The sequence below is a fragment of the Streptomyces sp. NPDC058685 genome, assembly GCF_042714725.1.
GTDB lineage: Bacteria > Actinomycetota > Actinomycetes > Streptomycetales > Streptomycetaceae > Streptomyces.
In genome coordinates, this window is sequence record NZ_JBHXSL010000045.1 from 1 (window position 1) to 16535 (window position 16535).

Consider the following 16535-nt stretch of genomic DNA (forward strand, 5'->3'; position numbering starts at 1 on the left):
CGCGGCCGGGTCGTGCTGTGCGCGGCCGGGTGGTGCTGGGCGGGGCGGCGCGGGGGCCCGCGGGGCACCCGCGCCCCCGGCGCACCGGCCCGCCCTGCTGTGATCAGTCGGCGACGGGCGTGAAGCGGACGGGCAGCGACTGCGGCCCGCGGGTGAACACACCCTGCTCGGACGGGACGAAGCCGTCCGCGAGCCGCATGTCCGGCATGGCGTCGAGCAGTTGGATGACGCCGGTCTCGACCTCGGCCTTGGCGAGCAGCGCGCCGACGCAGAAGTGCCGGCCGAGGGCGAACGCCAGATGGTCGGCGGCCGCGGAGAACGCCGTGGTCGAGGTGAGGTCGTCGCGGAAGATGTCGAAACGGTCCGGGTCCTTGTATCGCTCCGCGTCCCGGTTCGCCGCGCCGATCAGACAGGTGACGGTCGCCCCCGCGGGGATGGTGCCGCCGCTGACCGTGACCTCGGTGGCCGTCTGCCGCATGATCATGTGGACCGGCGGGGTGTAGCGGAGGGTCTCGGCGAAGGCCCGGTCGATCAGGCTGCGGTCCTCCCGTACGGCGGCGAGCTGTTCGGGGTTGACCAGCAGATTGGCGAAGATGCTGGCGATCGCCTTGTCGGTGGTCTCACCGCCGGCGGCGAGCAGCAGGCTGCAGAAGGCCTTGATGTCCTCGTCGCTCATCCGCACGCCGTCGACCTCGGCCGCGCAGAGCGACGACAGCAGGTCGTCCCCGAGGTGCTCGCGCCGCTCCTGGATGATCGGGATCATGTATTCGGCGAACTCGATGCGGGTGCGCTCCCCCGCCGCCGTGACGTCGGGGTCGCCCGCGAGGTTGCCGAGGAAGGCGATGACGGTGGTGTACCAGCCGTGGAACCGGGCGTGGTCCGCCTTGTCGAGGCCGAGCATGTCGGCGATGACGTTGACGGGGAAACGGGTGGCGAAGGAGTCGACGAGGTCGGCCTCGCCCTTGTGCCGGATGCTGTCGATCAGTTCACGGGCGTTGCTCTCTATGACCGGCAGGAACTTCTCCTGGAGATCCCTGCCCCGGAACGCCGGCGCCACCAGCGCCCTGCGGACGGCGTGTTCGCGCCCGCTGAGCTGGAGGATCGTCTTGCCGTGCACCGGCTCGATCTGCCATGCGTAGTTGTCGGTGGTGTAGAGCGAGTCCTTGTCCTTGAAGGCCCGCTCGACGTCCCGATAGCGCGATATGAGGTAGCTGTTGGTGGCCTCGTGCCAGATCAACGGCGCGTGCTCACGCATGGCGCGGTAGGCCGGATAAGGGTTCGCGGCAAACTCCGGCGACAGGATGTCCGGTACCTGTTGTGCGGTGGCCATGGCGCTCCTTGAGCAGTAACGGGCAACTCACACAAGGTTATTGATCATCCGTCAGCTGAACCAGACCGGTCCTGGCCGAATCTGGTGCCTTGGCGCCCTCCTCCGGCGCGCAGCTCGATCGTGCGCCCGGAGCGGACAACCGTGCCCGGGGCCGGGCCCCCCTGCCTCGGCGAGCGCGGGCCGCCGTGGTGGGGGATGCGGCGCACACTCGCCAGGCCGTCCGGCCACCCGGGCACAGCACCGACGGCGGGCACTCGGGTCACCGGTCGCCGCGAGGGCGGACTCGATAACGGTGCATTCCGCTTTCGGTGAGTGGAAGCTATGACCACATCCCGAGATGCGCCTATCCGTGAACCGGATCTACGGATACGCAATAAATTCATGAACCCCGGGTGCCGCGGTTGCGGCTCAGCTGCGCGCGCGTCTGCGACTCCAGCTTCCGGCGGGCCCGGGACACGTGCTGCTCCACCGTGCGCGGCGACAGGTGCAGCGTGGTCGCGATCTCCCGGTTGGTCAGACCCGCCGATGCCAGATCCACGACCTCCTGCTCGCGCGGCGAGAGCTGGTCGCCGTAGCTGGGCCGCCCGCGCGGACGCTGCTCCGCCGCGGGCTGGTGGGAGCGGAGCGTGGCCCGTACCCGTGCGGCGTCCCATCCGGCGCCCATGTCGGTGAGCCGTTCCACGCACGACGCCAGGGACTCGACCGCCGCCGCGAGCGCGTCCGGGTCGCCGTCCCCGCCCTCCGCCGCCGCCCCGAGCACGCAGGAGGCCGCCGCCTCGGCGGTGAGGATCGCCGCGTACGGCCGGGGCATCTCGGCGTACCTCTCCGACGCGTCCTGGAAGTGCGGCACCGCCTCAGCGGGCCGGCCGGCGGTCTCCAGCAGGATGCCGCGGCACCAGGACAGCGCCGCCAGCGGCGACGGCAGGGCCGTGTCCTTCAGGCCCGCCTCGAACTCCGCGGTCATGGCCTCGGCCGTCTGACGGCGGCCGGCCCGTGCGGTCGCCTCCACGGCCCAGGGCGCGAGTTCGGCCGCCCACGCCCAGACTCCCTTGTCCCGCAGCCGGTCCCACGTGCCCGCGGCCTCGGACGCGGCGGTGTCCAGATCGCCGCGGGCGAGTGCGGTACGGACGAGTGCGCCTGCCGCCGCCGCGACATGCGGCAGCGGGGAGCCGACGGGCAGCGGATGCCCGTCCCCGGAGAGCCAGGCGGCCATCTGCTGCCATTCACCCTGTGCGAGGGCCAGCATGCCGAGCACGATCCGCGCGTCCGCGGCGGGCCCGGGCATGACGCCCGTCTCTGCCACGAAGGCCCTGGCCCGGGCGGTGAGGCCGTCCCAGGTGCCCGTCACCCAGTCCAGCAGCAGCCCGGTGCCGCGGCCGTCCTGTTCGACATACGCGGCTCCGCCGCGGACGGCGACGTCGACGCCCTCTTCGAGCAGCTCTCCCACCCGCGAGAGATGGCCGAGCCACAGGGCGGCGTCGGCGGCGTTCACCAGCCCACGGGCGACGTGCGGCAGCCGGTCCGTCTGGTCGGTCTGGCCGCGCAGCCGCTCCAGGACGTCCCAGGCCGTGGGGTCGCCGATCTCCAGGAGTACCGCGATGCAGTTCGCGTCCACGGCGGTACGGGCCTCGTCGTCGTGGCTGCCCGCCGCCATCTTCTGCACCTTCTCGAGCCAGTGCAGATTGCGTTCCAGTGGTACGGACGACATGACCGGCATGGCGAGCGCCGACATCGCGCGGGCGGCGAGTGCCGGACGCTGGGCCAGTTCGTCGACCGCCTGCTCCAGTTCCACCCAGCCCTGGAGTCCGCGTCCGGCCTGGTTGTAGAGCACCAGGCCGAGGTCGAGCCGGATCTGTCCGCGGACCGCCGGGGGCAGCGACTGCTCGTCCAGGATCTGCCGCAGCACCTGAACGGTCTGGTCGGTGTGCAGTCCGAGCACGGCACTGTGCGCGAGGAGACGGGCGAGGCGGGCCCGGGTCTCCCGCGGCACCGCGGGGTGCGACAGAGCCTGTTCCAGCAGGTCGATCGCGGTCTGGTGGGCGCCTGCCTCGGCGCACTGCTGGGCCGCGTGTTCGACGGCCTTGAGCCAGCCGCGTATCTGGCCGCCGCGGTGCCGGTGCGCCGCGAGCCGGGCCCACGGCACGGGATGCCGGTGGGCGAGGACGTCGGCGGCCCGGCGGTGCATGTCCTGGCGCAGGGGGCCGGGCATCTCGTCGTAGACGGCGGTGCCCGCGAGGGGCGAGGGGAAGCCGTACAGATCGCGGTCGCTCTCCAGCAGCACCGCCCCGCGGAGGGAGGCGACGAGCGCCTCGCGGCCGGCCGCGCCGGGCAGTGCGGCCACCGCGTACAGGTCCGCCGCGCTGCTGGACTCGTCGAGGACCGCCGCGGCGCGGGCCACCGCCCGGTGCTCCTCCGGCAGTGCGGCCAGCCGCCCGACGGCCAGTTCGGCCAGTCGTACGGGTGGGCCGGTGGCATCGAGGTCCTTGGCGGTGTAGCGCTCCCGGGGCCCGTACGCGTCCTCCAGCTGGCGCACGAGATCGACGACGACCTGCGGCACTCCGGCGGACCGCTCGTGGATCCGCGCGACGAGCTCGGGCGGGCAGCATTCGGGACCGAGCCGGTCCTCGACCAGCCGGCGCACCTCGTCGGCGTCCAGGGGCTCGAGGCGCAGCCGCAGAACGGTGAGCCGGGCCGGGTAGGCGACGGCGCGGCCGAGGACGAGTCCGGGTTCGGCGAGTTCCTCGGGCCGGTAGGCCAGGACGGCGGCGAGTCCGGCCGGGGGCTGTTCCAGCAGTCCGCGCAGCAGGTCCCGGCCCGCGCTGTCGGCCCGGTGCACGTCGTCGGCGATCAGCAGGACCGGTCCGCCGGACTCCAGCAGGGGTTCCAGATCCCCGGCGAGCGCGGTGGCGTCGGAGTGGATCCGCGGCGGCAGGGCGACGGGATCGGGGCGCTCGCGTACGGCGGCGGCGCCCGGTTCGGCGCGGGGCACCCGGGCCGGGTGGTGCGTCAGTGAGACGCCGGAGGAGGTGAACGTCAGCACGACCCGTGGCCGCGGTCCGGCTTCGGCGCTGTCCAGCAGCCGGTCGACCAGCCGGCTCTTGCCGGTACCGGCACGCCCCTCCAGCAGCAGGAGCGCCGACTGCCGGCCGCCGTGGGCGACCGTCTGCCGCAGCCATCGCTCCCAGACTTCGTCACTGAGCGTGGTCACCAGCTCACTCTCCTCGACATTTCCGGGCATTTCATTTCTTTAGGTATCCGTACTTCAGTCTCCCCAATTGCGCCGGGCTTGCCGAGACAGTGAGCGTAGTCCCACGGGCCCAGGCGTCGACCTGGGCAGAAGGAGCCGACGTGATCGCATCAGAGGAGTCCTCCCAGTTTCTGCCGTCCGGGCACGGACCGTACGGCGGAACCTCGGGTCTGGCCCAGTGTGCGATGTCGGCGACGCCGGAAGCCGCCCGCACCCTGCGCCATTTCGCCCGCGCAGTGGCCCGACGATGGCGGCTGCACGACGAATTCCACGAAGCGCTGTCGGTGATCGTCACCGAGCTCGTCAGCAATGTGGTGCTGCACAGTGGCAGCACCTGGGTCGCCCTGGCCATCAAGGTCCGCGGCAACACACTGACGACGGAGGTCAGGGACGGCGGCCGGTGGAAGCATCGTCATGCACGACGCCAGGAACCGCTGGACGCTCACGCGGACTGCGGCCAGGGTCTGCGGCTCGTCGACGCTTTCGCCACCAGGACCGTCACGCGACGGCTGCCGATGGGCAGCGTGGTCGCGGCTGAAATCGTCATGCCACCCCATCAGGGCGGGCCACGGCCCGTGACCCTGCACCCACGGATGGAGGACGAACCGTCGCCCCCCGTGGAGTTCCGCACGGTGATCGGGCTGACGGTGGAGCCGGACTGCCACTGACCGACACGGCGCGGCGAGGACCACGCGAACCGCGGGCACGAGCCGGACGACGGGAGAGGTCAGGCCTTCCGTACCGGCTCGCGACAGGTGCGTTCAGGGGGTCACGGTGCGGGTGATCACCGATGCGGGGCGGCTGCCCGTCAGGCCTTCCGCGCCGCCTCACGATGGGCTTCGGCGAGGTCCAGGTAGACGGCGGCGTTGAGCTTGATGCCCTCACGCTCCTCGTCCGTCAGCTCGCGCCGCACCTTGGCGGGCACCCCGGCGACGAGCGAGCCGGGCGGGACCCGCATCCCCTGCGGAACGAGCGCATGCGCGGCCACCAGGGACCCGGTGCCGATGTGGGCACCGTTGAGGACCGTCGCCCCCATGCCCACCAGCACGTCGTCCTCGACCGTGCAGCCGTGCAGGACGGCGTTGTGACCGACCGAGACACGCTCCCCCACCGTCACAGGGAAGCCGGGGTCCGAGTGGACCGTGCAGTTGTCCTGGATGTTGGAGTCCGCGCCGATGACGATCGGCCCGCAGTCCGCCCGCAGCACCGTCTGGTACCAGACGCCGGCGCCCGGTGCGAGGGTGACCTCACCGATGACGACCGAGGTCGGAGCGGTGAAGGCTTCCGGCGCGACACTCGGCTCCCGGCCGCCCACACCCATGATCAGCGCCTCTGACGCCATCGCTGTCTCCTCGTTTCATGAACGGCGCGCCGGACGGTCCGTACGGCTGCGCGACGACCGGGCCGCGGATCAGTCGGCGGCGGGAACCGGCTCGGGTTCGAGGACCGTCCGCGTTTCCGCCTCGGCCGCCGCCTTCTTCGCACGGCTCTTGAGCACGAGCATCGAGGTCACACCGATCAGTACCGCGAGGACGAGCCCCAGCCACGAGAACCGCTTGAGCCATGCCTCGGCCACGACGCCGACCGAGTAGATGACGGCGGTCGTGCCGCCCGCCCACAGGATGCCGCCGAAGACGTTGGCGATCAGGAACTTCCAGTACGGCATGCGCAGCACGCCCGCCAGTGGCCCGGCGAAGATCCGCAGCAGAGCGACGAAGCGTCCGAAGAAGACGGCCCACATGCCCCACTTCTCGAACGACCGCTCCGCCATGGCGATCTGGGCGGGGCCGAAGTGTTTCGGGAACTTCCCGCCGAGCCAGGCCAGCAGGGGCCTGCCGCCCTTGCGGCCGATCGCGTACCCGATCGAGTCGCCGATGATCGCGCCGGCCGTCGCGCACGCGCCCAGGATGTACGGGTTGATGTCACCGTGCTGGGACGCGAGCAGCGCCGAGCTGACGAGGACGATCTCACCCGGCAGCGGGATCCCGAGACTCTCGAGCCCGATCACCACCCCCACCAGGAGGTAGATGCTGAGCGGGGGGACGGTCTCGAGCCACTCCTGGACGTGCAACGCCGGTTCCTCCCGTGTGCGCAGCAGTACCGCTGCCCGGCGTGCGCCCCCCGGGCGCACGCCGGGCAGCCTACCTGCTCCGTCCTGGTGGAGAAGTCGGGTCCGGCGCCGCCCGTCAGGCGTTGGGCCGCAGGGTCCAGACGACGGTCATCTCGCCGGTGACCGCCCCGTCGGCGCGCTCGATGGCGATGTTCACCGGGAACTCCGGGCGCTCGCCCGCGTCGAGTTCGGCGACGACGTCGGCGATGGGCCGCCCGAGGGTGGCGGTCGCGGTGACGACGCCCATGGCGAGCTTCTTGTAGCCGATCTCCGCCTTGACGGCGAGCGGTACGGCACGGTTCAGCTGGTCGCCGAAGGCGGCGATGACGATGGCACCGCTCGCGGACTCGGCGAGCGTGAACATCGCTCCGGCGTGCGGCCCGCCCACGTGGTTGTGGAAGTCGGGCTGGTCCGGCATGCGCAGCACGGCACGCTCGGGGGTGGTCTCCAGGAACTCCAGGTTCAGGGTCCGGGCCATGGGAACCGTGGCGGCGAGCATCTCGCCGACTGTCATCTGATCAGCGCTCATGGCGCGATGTTACCCACGAGTAGGGCTGCTTGGCCATCCCCGCGCAGGGGCGGACGTAGCCCCGGCGGCACGGCACCTCTATGGTTACTCGCCATGTGGCCAGGACAGCAGCCGCCCGGGGGCGAGAACCCGCAGGACCAGAACCCGTACCAGCAGCCGGGGTACCAACAGCCGAATCCGTACCAGCAGCCGGGGTACCAGCAGCCCAACCCGTACCAGCAGCCGACCGTGCCGCAGTACGGGGTACCGATGCAGCCGCCCGGTGGCCCCACGCCGCCGGACGACAAGAAGAAGACGACCATCGTCGCGATCGTCGCGGCCACGGCGGTCGTCGCGGCTGCGGTGATCACGGGTGTCGTCGTGCTGGGTGACGACGACAGCACGTCCGACGACAGCAAGCCCACGGCCTCGAAGACGCCGACGGTGAAGCAGCCGACCGGCGATCCCGCGACCACCCCCACGGAGAACCCGCGCGGCGGTGACGGCGGCAAGCCGACGATCGCCGGCTGGAAGGTCGTCTCCAACCCCAAGCACGGAACGCAGTTCGACGTCCCGGCCGGGTGGGAGGTCGCCGGTTCGGGCGTCAGCACGGCTTTCGAGGACGAGAAGAAGGGTGACGGCTCTCTGGCGGTCGCCATGTCCGCCCCCGCCCACTTCAAGTCCAAGTGGTGCACGTTCGACACCAACAAGGACGGCAAGCTCGAGGACTGGGGTCTGAGCACCGCCGGGACGAAGGGCGGCAAGGGCGCCAAGGACTCCGCGACGGCCGCGTACAACGAAGCCGGCAACTGGGTCTGGGCGGGCTACGCGCAGACCGAGCCCAAGGGCACGGTGAAGGTGACCAAGGCCGTCCCGTACACGACGAAGTCGGGCCTGGTCGGCAGCGTTTCGACGGCAACCGCCATCGGGGTGAAGAAGGAGAACAAGTGCGAGACCGACGGCAAGTCGGTCGCTTTCTCCTTCAAGGACCCCGCGGGTGAGTTCAAGTCCTGGGTCCTGTACGCAAACAAGGGTGTGCCGGACGAACTCCCGGACGCGACCATCCAGCAGATCCTGAGCACGGTGCGACTGGCATCGAGCACTTCCTGACAAGCGAGAGGGCCGCCGTCTCCGGACGACGGCCCTCAAAGCTTCATCAGGCCCAATGCCGCTCGAACGGCATCACAGCATGATGTACCAACCAGAGGGATTCTCCCACTGGTTACTCCTCTGGATGAAGACGCACTTGCCCTTCCACCGCTGCGCCATGCAGTCAGACTTCGCCATCGGCCCTTCCCATGAGCGAGCGGGTGCGGCTTGGGCGGATCCAGTTGCTGTCAGCAGGCTCGCCAGCGTGGCCCCCATGACAGCGAGTACGCCCAGTTTTGTACGCATCTGACTCCTTAGTCAGGCAGAACGAATCGAACGAACGTTGGTCAGACATTCGTTCGCACACCCTATCGCCGGCTACGCAATCGCAACTACCCACCCCTTGAGCGTGGTTGGGCTCGCGTACGAGGCTGCGACGAGCGCAGGAAGCTTGCCGACGTCCGTACCGTCCACGACCTCCTAGCTGAGGGGTCGGCCTCTATGCATCAGAACGCGATGCATCTCGCCGAGCAGCCCGCCGGCCGCCCGCGTCGTAACCGGTTTGGCAACCGGGGCGGCCTGCGGGGATAGTCCGTGGGTGACCTCACCCGCAGCTCCGCCCCGCCGCCACCCGCGCCGCCCCGAATGGGCCGGCCGCAACTACACGCTGCTGACCGCCGCCGCGATCGTCACCAACCTGGGAAGCCACGGTGCACTGATCGCGGCGGCGTTCGCCGTGCTGGAGTCCGGTGGCGACGCCGGCGACGTGGGTCTGGTGGCGGCTGCCCGTACGCTTCCGCTCGTTCTCTTCCTGCTCATCGGCGGCGCGGTCGCCGACCGCGTCCCGCGGCACCGGGTGATGGTCGCCGCCAACGCCCTGAACTGCGTGTCCCAGGGCGTCTTCGCGGTCCTGGTGCTGGCCGGCGACGCGCAGCTGTGGCAGATGATGCTCCTGACCGCGCTCTGCGGAACCGGGCAGGCGTTCTTCAACCCGGCCGCCGAGGGCATGCTGATGTCGAGCGTCAGCGGTGAGCAGGCGAGCCGGGCCTTCGCCGTGTTCCGGATGGCCATGCACGGTGCCTCGATCGGCGGCGCGGCGCTCGGCGGCGCGCTGATCGCGGCGATGGGGCCCGGCTGGGTGCTGGCGGTGGACGCGGTGGCCTTCGCGGTCGCCGGCGGGCTGCGCGCCTTCCTCCACGTCGGTCACATCGCGCCGCGCGCACCCGGCGGCGGGCTGCTCGCCGATCTGCGCGACGGGTGGAAAGAGGTCATCAGCAGGCCGTGGCTGTGGGGCATCGTCGCGCAGTTCACGGTGGTCGTCGCCGTCGTGGGCGCCGCCGAGTCGGTGTTCGGACCGCTGGTGGCCGAGGACGAGTTGGGCGGCGCGGGACCCTGGGGCATGGCGCTGGCGGCCTTCGGTGTGGGCACCCTCCTCGGTGCGCTGCTGATGATGCGCTGGAAGCCGCGGCGGCTGCTGCTCGCGGGCACGTTGTGCGTCTTCCCCCTCGCCCTGCCGTCCGCCGCGCTCGCCGTGCCGCTGCCGGTCCCGGGACTGGCCGCCGTGATGCTGGTGAGCGGAGTGGCGATCGAGGTGTTCGGCGTCGCGTGGATGACGGCGCTGCACCAGGAGATCCCGGAGGAGATGCTCTCGCGGGTCTGTGCGTACGACTGGTTCGGCTCGGTGGCCATGCTGCCGCTGGCGACCGCGCTCGCCGGGCCCGCGGAGAGCGTGTTCGGGCGGAGCGCGTCGCTGTGGGGGTGCTCGGCTCTCGTGGTCCTCGTGACCGCGGCCGTGCTGTTCGTACCCGACGTCCGGCATCTGACCCGCCGCTCCGGGAAGGTCGCCGCGGCGGGACCCGGCACCCTCCCGGTGGCCTCAGCCGATGCTGAAGGCGCCGCCGGGCGGCTCGGGTGACGCCTGGGCGTCGGCGTCCGCCACCGGGGTCGCGGATCCCATGAGCCGCCGCAGCGGCGCGCCGTGCTCGACGCGTGCGGGGAACGGGTCCGCCGAAGTGCGGCGGGCGAGGGCTGCCGTGTCGAGCGGGGCGTGGGACGCGAGCAGCAGGACGTTGCCGAAGCGGCGTCCGCGCAACACGGCCGGTTCGGCGATGAGGGCGAGTTCGGCGAACACCGCGGCGAACGTGGCCAACTGGGAGCCGAGGAAGGCGAACGGAGCGCTGTCGGCGAGGTTCGCCGCGTAGATCCCGCCCGGTCTCAGGACGCGTTCGGCCGCTCGCGCGTACTCGACCGAGGTCACCTGCGCCGGCACCCGCGATCCGCCGAAGACATCGGCGATCAACAGGTCGGCCGAGTCCGTGGGAGCCGCCTCGATCCAGGTGCGGGCGTCCGCCGCGTGCAGAGCGATGCCCGAGCCGCCGGGCAGGGGCAGTTGCTCCGCGACCAGGTCGAGCAGACCGCGGTCGAACTCCACCACGTCCTGCCGCGAGCCGGGCCGGGTCACCGCGGCGTAGCGCGGCAGGGTGAGGGCTCCGCCGCCGAGGTGCAGCAGATCGAGTGGTGTGCCCTCGTCGGCGCAGGTGTCGATGACGTGGGCGAGCCGCCTGGTGTACTCGAACTCCAGGTGCATGGGCTCGTCCAGGTCGACGTACGACTGGGGAGCGTCGTCGACGGTGAGCAGCCAGGCCCGCTCGCGGTCGATGTCGGGCATCAGTCTGGCGGTGCCCCGGTCGACCTCGCGGACGACCGGTATCTGCTCGTTCACGGTCTCATTGTGCCCGGGCCGCGCACGGCCGCAGGCTCGGGGACCGCCGCGGGAGCGCACGGCGGCTACCCGCCCGAGCGCAACCGGGACCGGGACCGGGACCGCGGGGAGGGACCGGCCCGCGCTCACTGTCTGCCGCACCCGAGCCCGCGCCCGCACCCGAGCCCGCAGGCAACCGCCCTTGCCGAGCCCGAGCCCGCACCCGCACCCGAGCCCGCACCCGCACCCAACCGCCCTTGCCGAGCGCGAGCACCGCGCGCCCGCTGCGTGGCGCGCCCGCGCCGCGGGCAACCACGTGTGCCGAGCGGGAGCCACCGCCCCGCTCCGAGCGCCCCGCCCTCAGCCGGACCAGACCGCCGCGACCTCGTCGACGTGCGCCGACGCCTGGGCGAGTCCCGCCCGCGCCGCGGGCGCCCTCCGGGCCGGGTCCAGGACATTGCGGCCGAACGCCTTCCGCGCCGCCCGGTCCGGGGTGATGACGACGACACGGGCCCCTTCGGCCCGCAGCCGTGCGGCCTGTACCCGGGCGGCCGGGACCGGTCCGCCGCCGATCGCCATCGGCGCCACCACGACGACCCTGCCGTACCCGGAGGCAAGGTCCGCGTTGGAGGAGGACCGCACTCCACCGTCGATGAACAACCGGCCGTCGATCTCCATGGGCGGCCAGACGCCCGGCACCGCGCAGCTCGCCGCCACCGCGTCCACGAGTCCGACACCGCTGTCCCGGTCGAAGGGACGGAACTCGCCCGTGGCGGCGTCGACGGCCGTCACCACGAGCCGCCGCTGCTCGGGCCACTCGTGCGACAGCAGCCGCCGGGCGATGACCTCCCGGCGCGCCGCCCCGCCGTCCGTCCCGGACTTGAGCGCCATCTTTCCCATGCGGATGCCGTACGACGTGCTGTCCCGCGCACGCAGCACGGTCCAGGCGTAGCGGGCCAGCATCGCGGGCCCCATGCTCGCTGTGATCTCCCCTTCGGGGGAGGCGAGTTGACGCTCGTACAGCTCCGGGAGCTCCAGCAGCCCGGAGGCGAGCTGCGCGCCCACGACCGAGCCCGCCGAGGTGCCGATCACCGTGTCGGCGCCGGTCACATCCACGCCCGCCCGTGCGAGTCCGTGCAGGATGCCGATCTCCCAGCCGATGCCGGTGAGACCGCCGCCGCCGAGCACCAGGGCCGTGTCGCCCATCGCCGCCGCCTTCCGCCGAGGTGTGTGGCAGCAGCGTAGGCGCAGGTGGCCGGTCCTCGTACGGTGCGTACGAGGACCGGCCACGCCTCACCGGCCGGCGGCGGCCTTCATCCGCCGGCGACCTCGGTCACCGTGCCGGCGCCGACCGTGCGGCCGCCCTCGCGGATGGCGAAGCCGAGCCCGGCCTCCAACGGGATGTCACGTCCCAGCTCGACGGTCATGGTGACCGTGTCGCCGGGCTGCGCGACGGCCCGCTCACCGAGGTCGACGTCGCCGACGACGTCCGCGGTGCGGATGTAGAACTGCGGCCGGTAGCCGGTGGAGACCGCTGTTCTGCGGCCGCCCTCCTTGGCCGAGAGCACATACACCTGGGCGGTGAAGTGCCGGCTCGGCGTGACGCTGCCGGGCGCGGCCACCACATGGCCGCGGCGCACCGCGTCGCGCGGCAGTCCGCGCAGCAGCAGCGCGACGTTGTCACCGGCCTCGGCAGACTCCATCGGCTTGCCGAAGGTCTCCAGACCGGTGACGACCGTCTCGGTGTCCGCGCCGAGCACCTGCACCCGGTCGCCGACGCGGACCGTGCCCCGCTCCACGGCGCCGGTGACGACCGTCCCGCGCCCGGTGATGGTCAGGACGTTCTCCACCGGGAGCAGGAACGGCGCGTCGGTGTACCTGACGGGCATCGGCACATAGGTGTCGACGGCGTCGAGCAGCGCCTCCACGGCGGCGGTCCAGCGTGGGTCGCCCTCCAGCGCCCTGAGCCCGGAGACCCGGACGACCGGAGCGGCCTCGCCGCCGTAACCGTGCGCGGTGAGCAGCTCGCGGACCTCCAGCTCGACCAGGTCGGTCAGCTCGTCGTCGCCCGCGTCGGCCTTGTTCAGCGCGACGACGATGTGGTCGACACCGACCTGACGGGCGAGCAGGACGTGCTCGGCCGTCTGGGGCATGACCCCGTCGAGCGCGGAGACGACGAGGATCGCCCCGTCGAGCTGGGCGGCGCCCGTGACCATGTTCTTGACGTAGTCGGCGTGCCCGGGCATGTCCACGTGCGCGTAGTGCCGGGTGTCCGTCTCGTACTCGACGTGCGCGATGTTGATGGTGATGCCCCGCTGCGCCTCCTCCGGCGCCCGGTCGATGCGGTCGAAGGACACGTAGGAGGTGCTGCTCCCGGAGCGCTCGGCGAGCACTTTCGTGATGGCCGCGGTCAGCGTGGTCTTGCCGTGGTCGACATGGCCCATGGTGCCGATGTTGAGGTGCGGCTTGGTGCGTACGTATGCCGTCTTGGGCATGGCTGTTTCCTCGGACTTCCTCGGAGTGCGAAGCGTGATGAGGACCCCTGGGCCTTGCCGACCCTCCCCCTGCGGGGTCCGCCGGACGTTCCGGGAAGGGTCAGCTTCGGGCGCCGTCGAACGGCGCCGCGGCAGCGGCTGCGTCCGCCGTGAGGAATGCGGCAGCCTTCGGCTCGTCCGCGACTGCGGACGGCGCTGCGAGGAAGGCGTACCGGAACATGAGGACGATGTTCGCCCACCGCCCGCGCCGCGTCGAATGGTTTTCCGCGTACGGGAGTTCAGCGGGCGCGGAGTCTGCGTGCACGGAAGGTCAGCAGGTCACAGGTTCTTCAGCGCTTCCCGTACGGACAGCGGCGAGAGCCTCTCCCGCGCGGAGTCGACGAACTCCCGCACCGCGTCGGGATCCGTCTTGGCGTACTCCCGCAGGCACCAGCCGATCGCCTTGCGGATGAAGAAGTCGGGGTGATCGGCGCGGCGCAGGCAGTACCCGAAGAGACGGCCGGTGTCGGTGGAGTCCTTGAAGCGCAGTTGGTGGAGCAGCGCCGTGCGCGCGACCCACAGATCGTCGTCGTCGATCCAGTCGTCCATGTCGGCTCTGAGCGCGGGGTCGGCAGCGACGAGCGGTCCGACGACGTGTGCGGCGAGCGCGTCGACGGTGTCCCACCAGGAGACGGTGACGACGAGCCGGCGGACGACGGGCAGAAAGCCGGAGGAGCAGCGGCGGACGTGACGGCGCAGATAGTCCGCGGCGAAGTAGGCGTACTCCCGCTCGGGCAGCGCCCAGCAGCGCAGCGCGATCGCCGTGCAGTCGGCCTCGACCGGCGCGGGCAGTCCTTCGAGCACGGTGCGGGACAGGGCGCGCCGCTCTGCGGTGTAGATCCCGAGGAAGGGCGCGACCCCCTTCATGTACGCGGCGGCGCCCGCCGCCCGGACCGGATCGGCCCCGGTGGGGTACAGCGCGGTCAGTCGTTCCATGACCGTGTCGGCGAGCTCGCTGCGTGGTACCGCGGGGGTCATGCGTCACAGATTACGGCGATCACATCCCTATGTCGGTTACTGTCTCCGGATGTTCGAGCCCGTCCCCAGGCCCGCTTCCCCACTCGCCGTCCGCTGCACCCGGGTGTTGTTGTCCCCCTGGTCGCGGCTGTCGCTGCTGGTCCTCATGCTGGCGACCGCGGCGGCACTGGTCCTCCTGTACGAGCCACAGAGACTGCTCTCCGGCGGCTTCCCGGCCCAACTCGGCGGCGCCGCCGCGGTGATGCTGTTCGGTGTGGCGTACGGCGCGTGCACCGCCGCGTTCGTACCGCGGCCGTTGCTCAACCTGGCGGCGGGCGCGCTGTTCGGCTCACAGGCAGGTCTTGTCTCGGCGATCGCCGGCACGGTGATCGGCGCGGGCATCTCCTTCACTCTCGGCCGTCTCCTGGGGCAGGACGCGCTGCGGCCGCTGTTGAAGGGCCGCTGGCTGAAGGCCGCGGACACCCAGCTCAGTACGCACGGCTTCCGCTCGATGCTGGCGATCAGACTCTTCCCCGGGGTGCCCTTCGCCGCGGCCAACTACTGTGCGGCCGTCTCCCGCATGGGCTACGTCCCGTTCCTGCTGGCCACCGGTCTGGGCTCGATCCCGAACACCGCGGCGTACGTCGTCGCGGGCAGCCGGGCCGGGTCGCCGACGTCACCGGTGTTCCTGATCGCGATGGGCTTCATCGTGGTCACGGGTCTCGGCGCCGCCGCCGTCGCCTGGCGCAAGCGGCATCGTCTGCCGAGCAGTTGACCCGCCGAGGCGCAGCTCGCGCCGGGGCACTGCCAGGGCCGCGGCACAGCCCGTCATCGGGGGACGCTAGGCTGCCTCAGACCTGGCGCATGATCGAGAACGCTACGCGCCGCCTGACCGTGATCATTTCTTGGATGGCGTAGTTTTCCATGTCTTGGTTCGAATCATTCATCCTCGGGCTCGTCCAGGGGCTGACCGAATTCCTGCCCATCTCCTCCAGCGCGCATCTGCGGCTCACCGCGGCGTTCGCCGGATGGCACGACCCGGGTGCGGCATTCACCGCGATCACTCAGATCGGCACCGAGGCGGCCGTCCTCATCTACTTCCGCAAGGACATCGCGAGGATCGTCTCGGCATGGTTCCGCTCGCTCACCGACAAGTCGATGCGCAGCGACCACGACGCCCAGATGGGCTGGCTGGTGATCGTCGGCTCGATCCCGATCGGCGTGCTGGGCATCACGCTCAAGGACCAGATCGAGGGCCCGTTCCGTGATCTGCGCCTCATCGCGACCACGCTGATCGTGATGGGCATCGTCCTCGGTATCGCCGACCGGCTCGCCGCCCGTGACGAGACCGGCGGCAAGCACCGCGCCATCAAGGAGCGCAAGACCCTGCGGGAGCTGAGCGTCAAGGACGGTCTGATCTTCGGCATCTGCCAGGCGATGGCCCTCGTCCCGGGTGTCTCCCGGTCCGGCGCCACCATCAGCGGTGGCCTGCTGATGGGCTACACCCGCGAGGCCGCGGCCCGGTACTCGTTCCTGCTGGCCATCCCCGCCGTGCTCGCCTCCGGCGCGTACGAGCTCAAGGACGCGGGCGAGGGCCATGTGTCCTGGGGGCCCACCATCTTCGCGACGTTCATCGCGTTCGGCGTGGGCTACGCGGTCATCGCGTGGTTCATGAAGTTCATCACTACCAAGAGCTTCATGCCCTTCGTCATCTACCGGGTGATTCTGGGAATTGCCCTGTTCATCCTGGTCGGAACGGACACTCTGAGCCCTCACGCGGGCGAGTCGGGCGACTGACGCCACACGCCGAAGGGGCGACGCGCCGCTCGGGCCCGTCGTAGCCTGTTCGCCATGTCCACCCTTCGACCCGAACCCGAGACCGCCCTGTCCGCCACCGAGCTGAACGCCCGCATCCGAGAGCTGTGGGCGGACGGGCAGCTGCCCGACGACCGGCGCCCGGAGTACGAGGCGCTCGTGGTGAAGTGGGCGGCCGCGGCTCGCGAAAGCGTGGGGCGAGCAGCCTGACGTCCGCGCTGCCGGCGCGTGGATCATGAGGTCC

The 16535-nt window shown here is 71.4% G+C and carries 15 protein-coding genes; 6 read left to right on the top strand and 9 right to left on the bottom strand.

All coding sequences use genetic code 11. The features are described from left to right. Positions 1–103: 103 nt before the first annotated feature. Positions 104–1330, bottom strand: coding sequence for a cytochrome P450 (locus tag ACFWU3_RS28095; RefSeq protein WP_384443277.1), 1227 nt, complete (start codon positions 1328–1330; stop codon positions 104–106). A gap of 379 nt (positions 1331–1709) precedes the next feature. After that, the gene (locus ACFWU3_RS28100; protein WP_384443280.1) at positions 1710–4568 is read right to left on the bottom strand and encodes a LuxR C-terminal-related transcriptional regulator; all 2859 of its coding nucleotides are present in this window, start codon (positions 4566–4568) and stop codon (positions 1710–1712) included. A gap of 110 nt (positions 4569–4678) precedes the next feature. On the opposite strand from ACFWU3_RS28100, the gene ACFWU3_RS28105 reads away from it, so the two are divergent. Beyond that, positions 4679–5245, top strand: a complete 567-nt coding sequence (locus ACFWU3_RS28105; protein WP_384443283.1) for an ATP-binding protein — start codon at positions 4679–4681, stop codon at positions 5243–5245. A 140-nt stretch (positions 5246–5385) separates the two neighbouring features. Here ACFWU3_RS28105 and ACFWU3_RS28110 read toward each other — a convergent pair whose 3' ends face one another. The 3 genes from ACFWU3_RS28110 to ACFWU3_RS28120 form a co-directional block, all read right to left on the bottom strand. After that, positions 5386–5919, bottom strand: coding sequence for a gamma carbonic anhydrase family protein (locus ACFWU3_RS28110; RefSeq protein ID WP_384443286.1), 534 nt, complete (start codon positions 5917–5919; stop codon positions 5386–5388). Between the two features lie 69 nt (positions 5920–5988). Further along, positions 5989–6648 (bottom strand): DedA family protein, encoded by a 660-nt coding sequence (locus ACFWU3_RS28115; RefSeq protein WP_313949097.1) that lies wholly within the window; start codon positions 6646–6648, stop codon positions 5989–5991. Positions 6649–6763: 115 nt separating this feature from the next. Beyond that, on the bottom strand, positions 6764–7201 hold the full coding sequence (locus ACFWU3_RS28120; RefSeq protein ID WP_313949096.1) for a DUF4442 domain-containing protein: 438 nt from the start codon (positions 7199–7201) through the stop codon (positions 6764–6766). Positions 7202–7309: 108 nt separating this feature from the next. Here ACFWU3_RS28120 and ACFWU3_RS28125 point away from each other — a divergent pair, with 108 nt between their 5' ends. Continuing rightward, positions 7310–8305, top strand: a complete 996-nt coding sequence (locus ACFWU3_RS28125; protein ID WP_384443289.1) for a hypothetical protein — start codon at positions 7310–7312, stop codon at positions 8303–8305. A 577-nt stretch (positions 8306–8882) separates the two neighbouring features. Then, entirely contained in the window at positions 8883–10199 is a 1317-nt protein-coding gene (locus tag ACFWU3_RS28130) for an MFS transporter (protein ID WP_384443292.1), read from the top strand. Here ACFWU3_RS28130 and ACFWU3_RS28135 read toward each other — a convergent pair. From ACFWU3_RS28135 to ACFWU3_RS28150, 4 genes are all read right to left on the bottom strand, one after another. Then, positions 10161–11006, bottom strand: a complete 846-nt coding sequence (locus tag ACFWU3_RS28135) for a spermidine synthase (protein ID WP_384443295.1) — start codon at positions 11004–11006, stop codon at positions 10161–10163. The genes ACFWU3_RS28130 and ACFWU3_RS28135 overlap by 39 nt on opposite strands. A 339-nt stretch (positions 11007–11345) precedes the next feature. Then, a complete protein-coding gene (locus tag ACFWU3_RS28140) occupies positions 11346–12191 on the bottom strand; it encodes a patatin-like phospholipase family protein (RefSeq protein WP_384443298.1) in 846 nt (281 codons plus the stop codon). A 107-nt stretch (positions 12192–12298) separates the two neighbouring features. Further along, the gene (gene tuf, locus ACFWU3_RS28145; protein ID WP_313947613.1) at positions 12299–13480 is read right to left on the bottom strand and encodes an elongation factor Tu; all 1182 of its coding nucleotides are present in this window, start codon (positions 13478–13480) and stop codon (positions 12299–12301) included. Positions 13481–13798: 318 nt separating this feature from the next. Further along, positions 13799–14497, bottom strand: a complete 699-nt coding sequence (locus tag ACFWU3_RS28150; protein ID WP_384443301.1) for a DNA alkylation repair protein — start codon at positions 14495–14497, stop codon at positions 13799–13801. 49 nt (positions 14498–14546) lie between these two features. On the opposite strand from ACFWU3_RS28150, the gene ACFWU3_RS28155 reads away from it, so the two are divergent. The 3 genes from ACFWU3_RS28155 to ACFWU3_RS28165 all read left to right on the top strand — a co-directional run bounded on the left by ACFWU3_RS28155 (position 14547) and on the right by ACFWU3_RS28165 (position 16501). Next, positions 14547–15251, top strand: a complete 705-nt coding sequence (locus ACFWU3_RS28155; RefSeq protein WP_384443304.1) for a TVP38/TMEM64 family protein — start codon at positions 14547–14549, stop codon at positions 15249–15251. Positions 15252–15400: 149 nt separating this feature from the next. Beyond that, positions 15401–16273 (top strand): undecaprenyl-diphosphate phosphatase, encoded by an 873-nt coding sequence (locus ACFWU3_RS28160; protein WP_313947610.1) that lies wholly within the window; start codon positions 15401–15403, stop codon positions 16271–16273. Positions 16274–16327: 54 nt separating this feature from the next. Next, positions 16328–16501: a hypothetical protein gene (locus ACFWU3_RS28165; protein WP_327685329.1), complete on the top strand. Its 174-nt coding sequence runs from the start codon at positions 16328–16330 to the stop codon at positions 16499–16501. Positions 16502–16535: the final 34 nt, after the last annotated feature.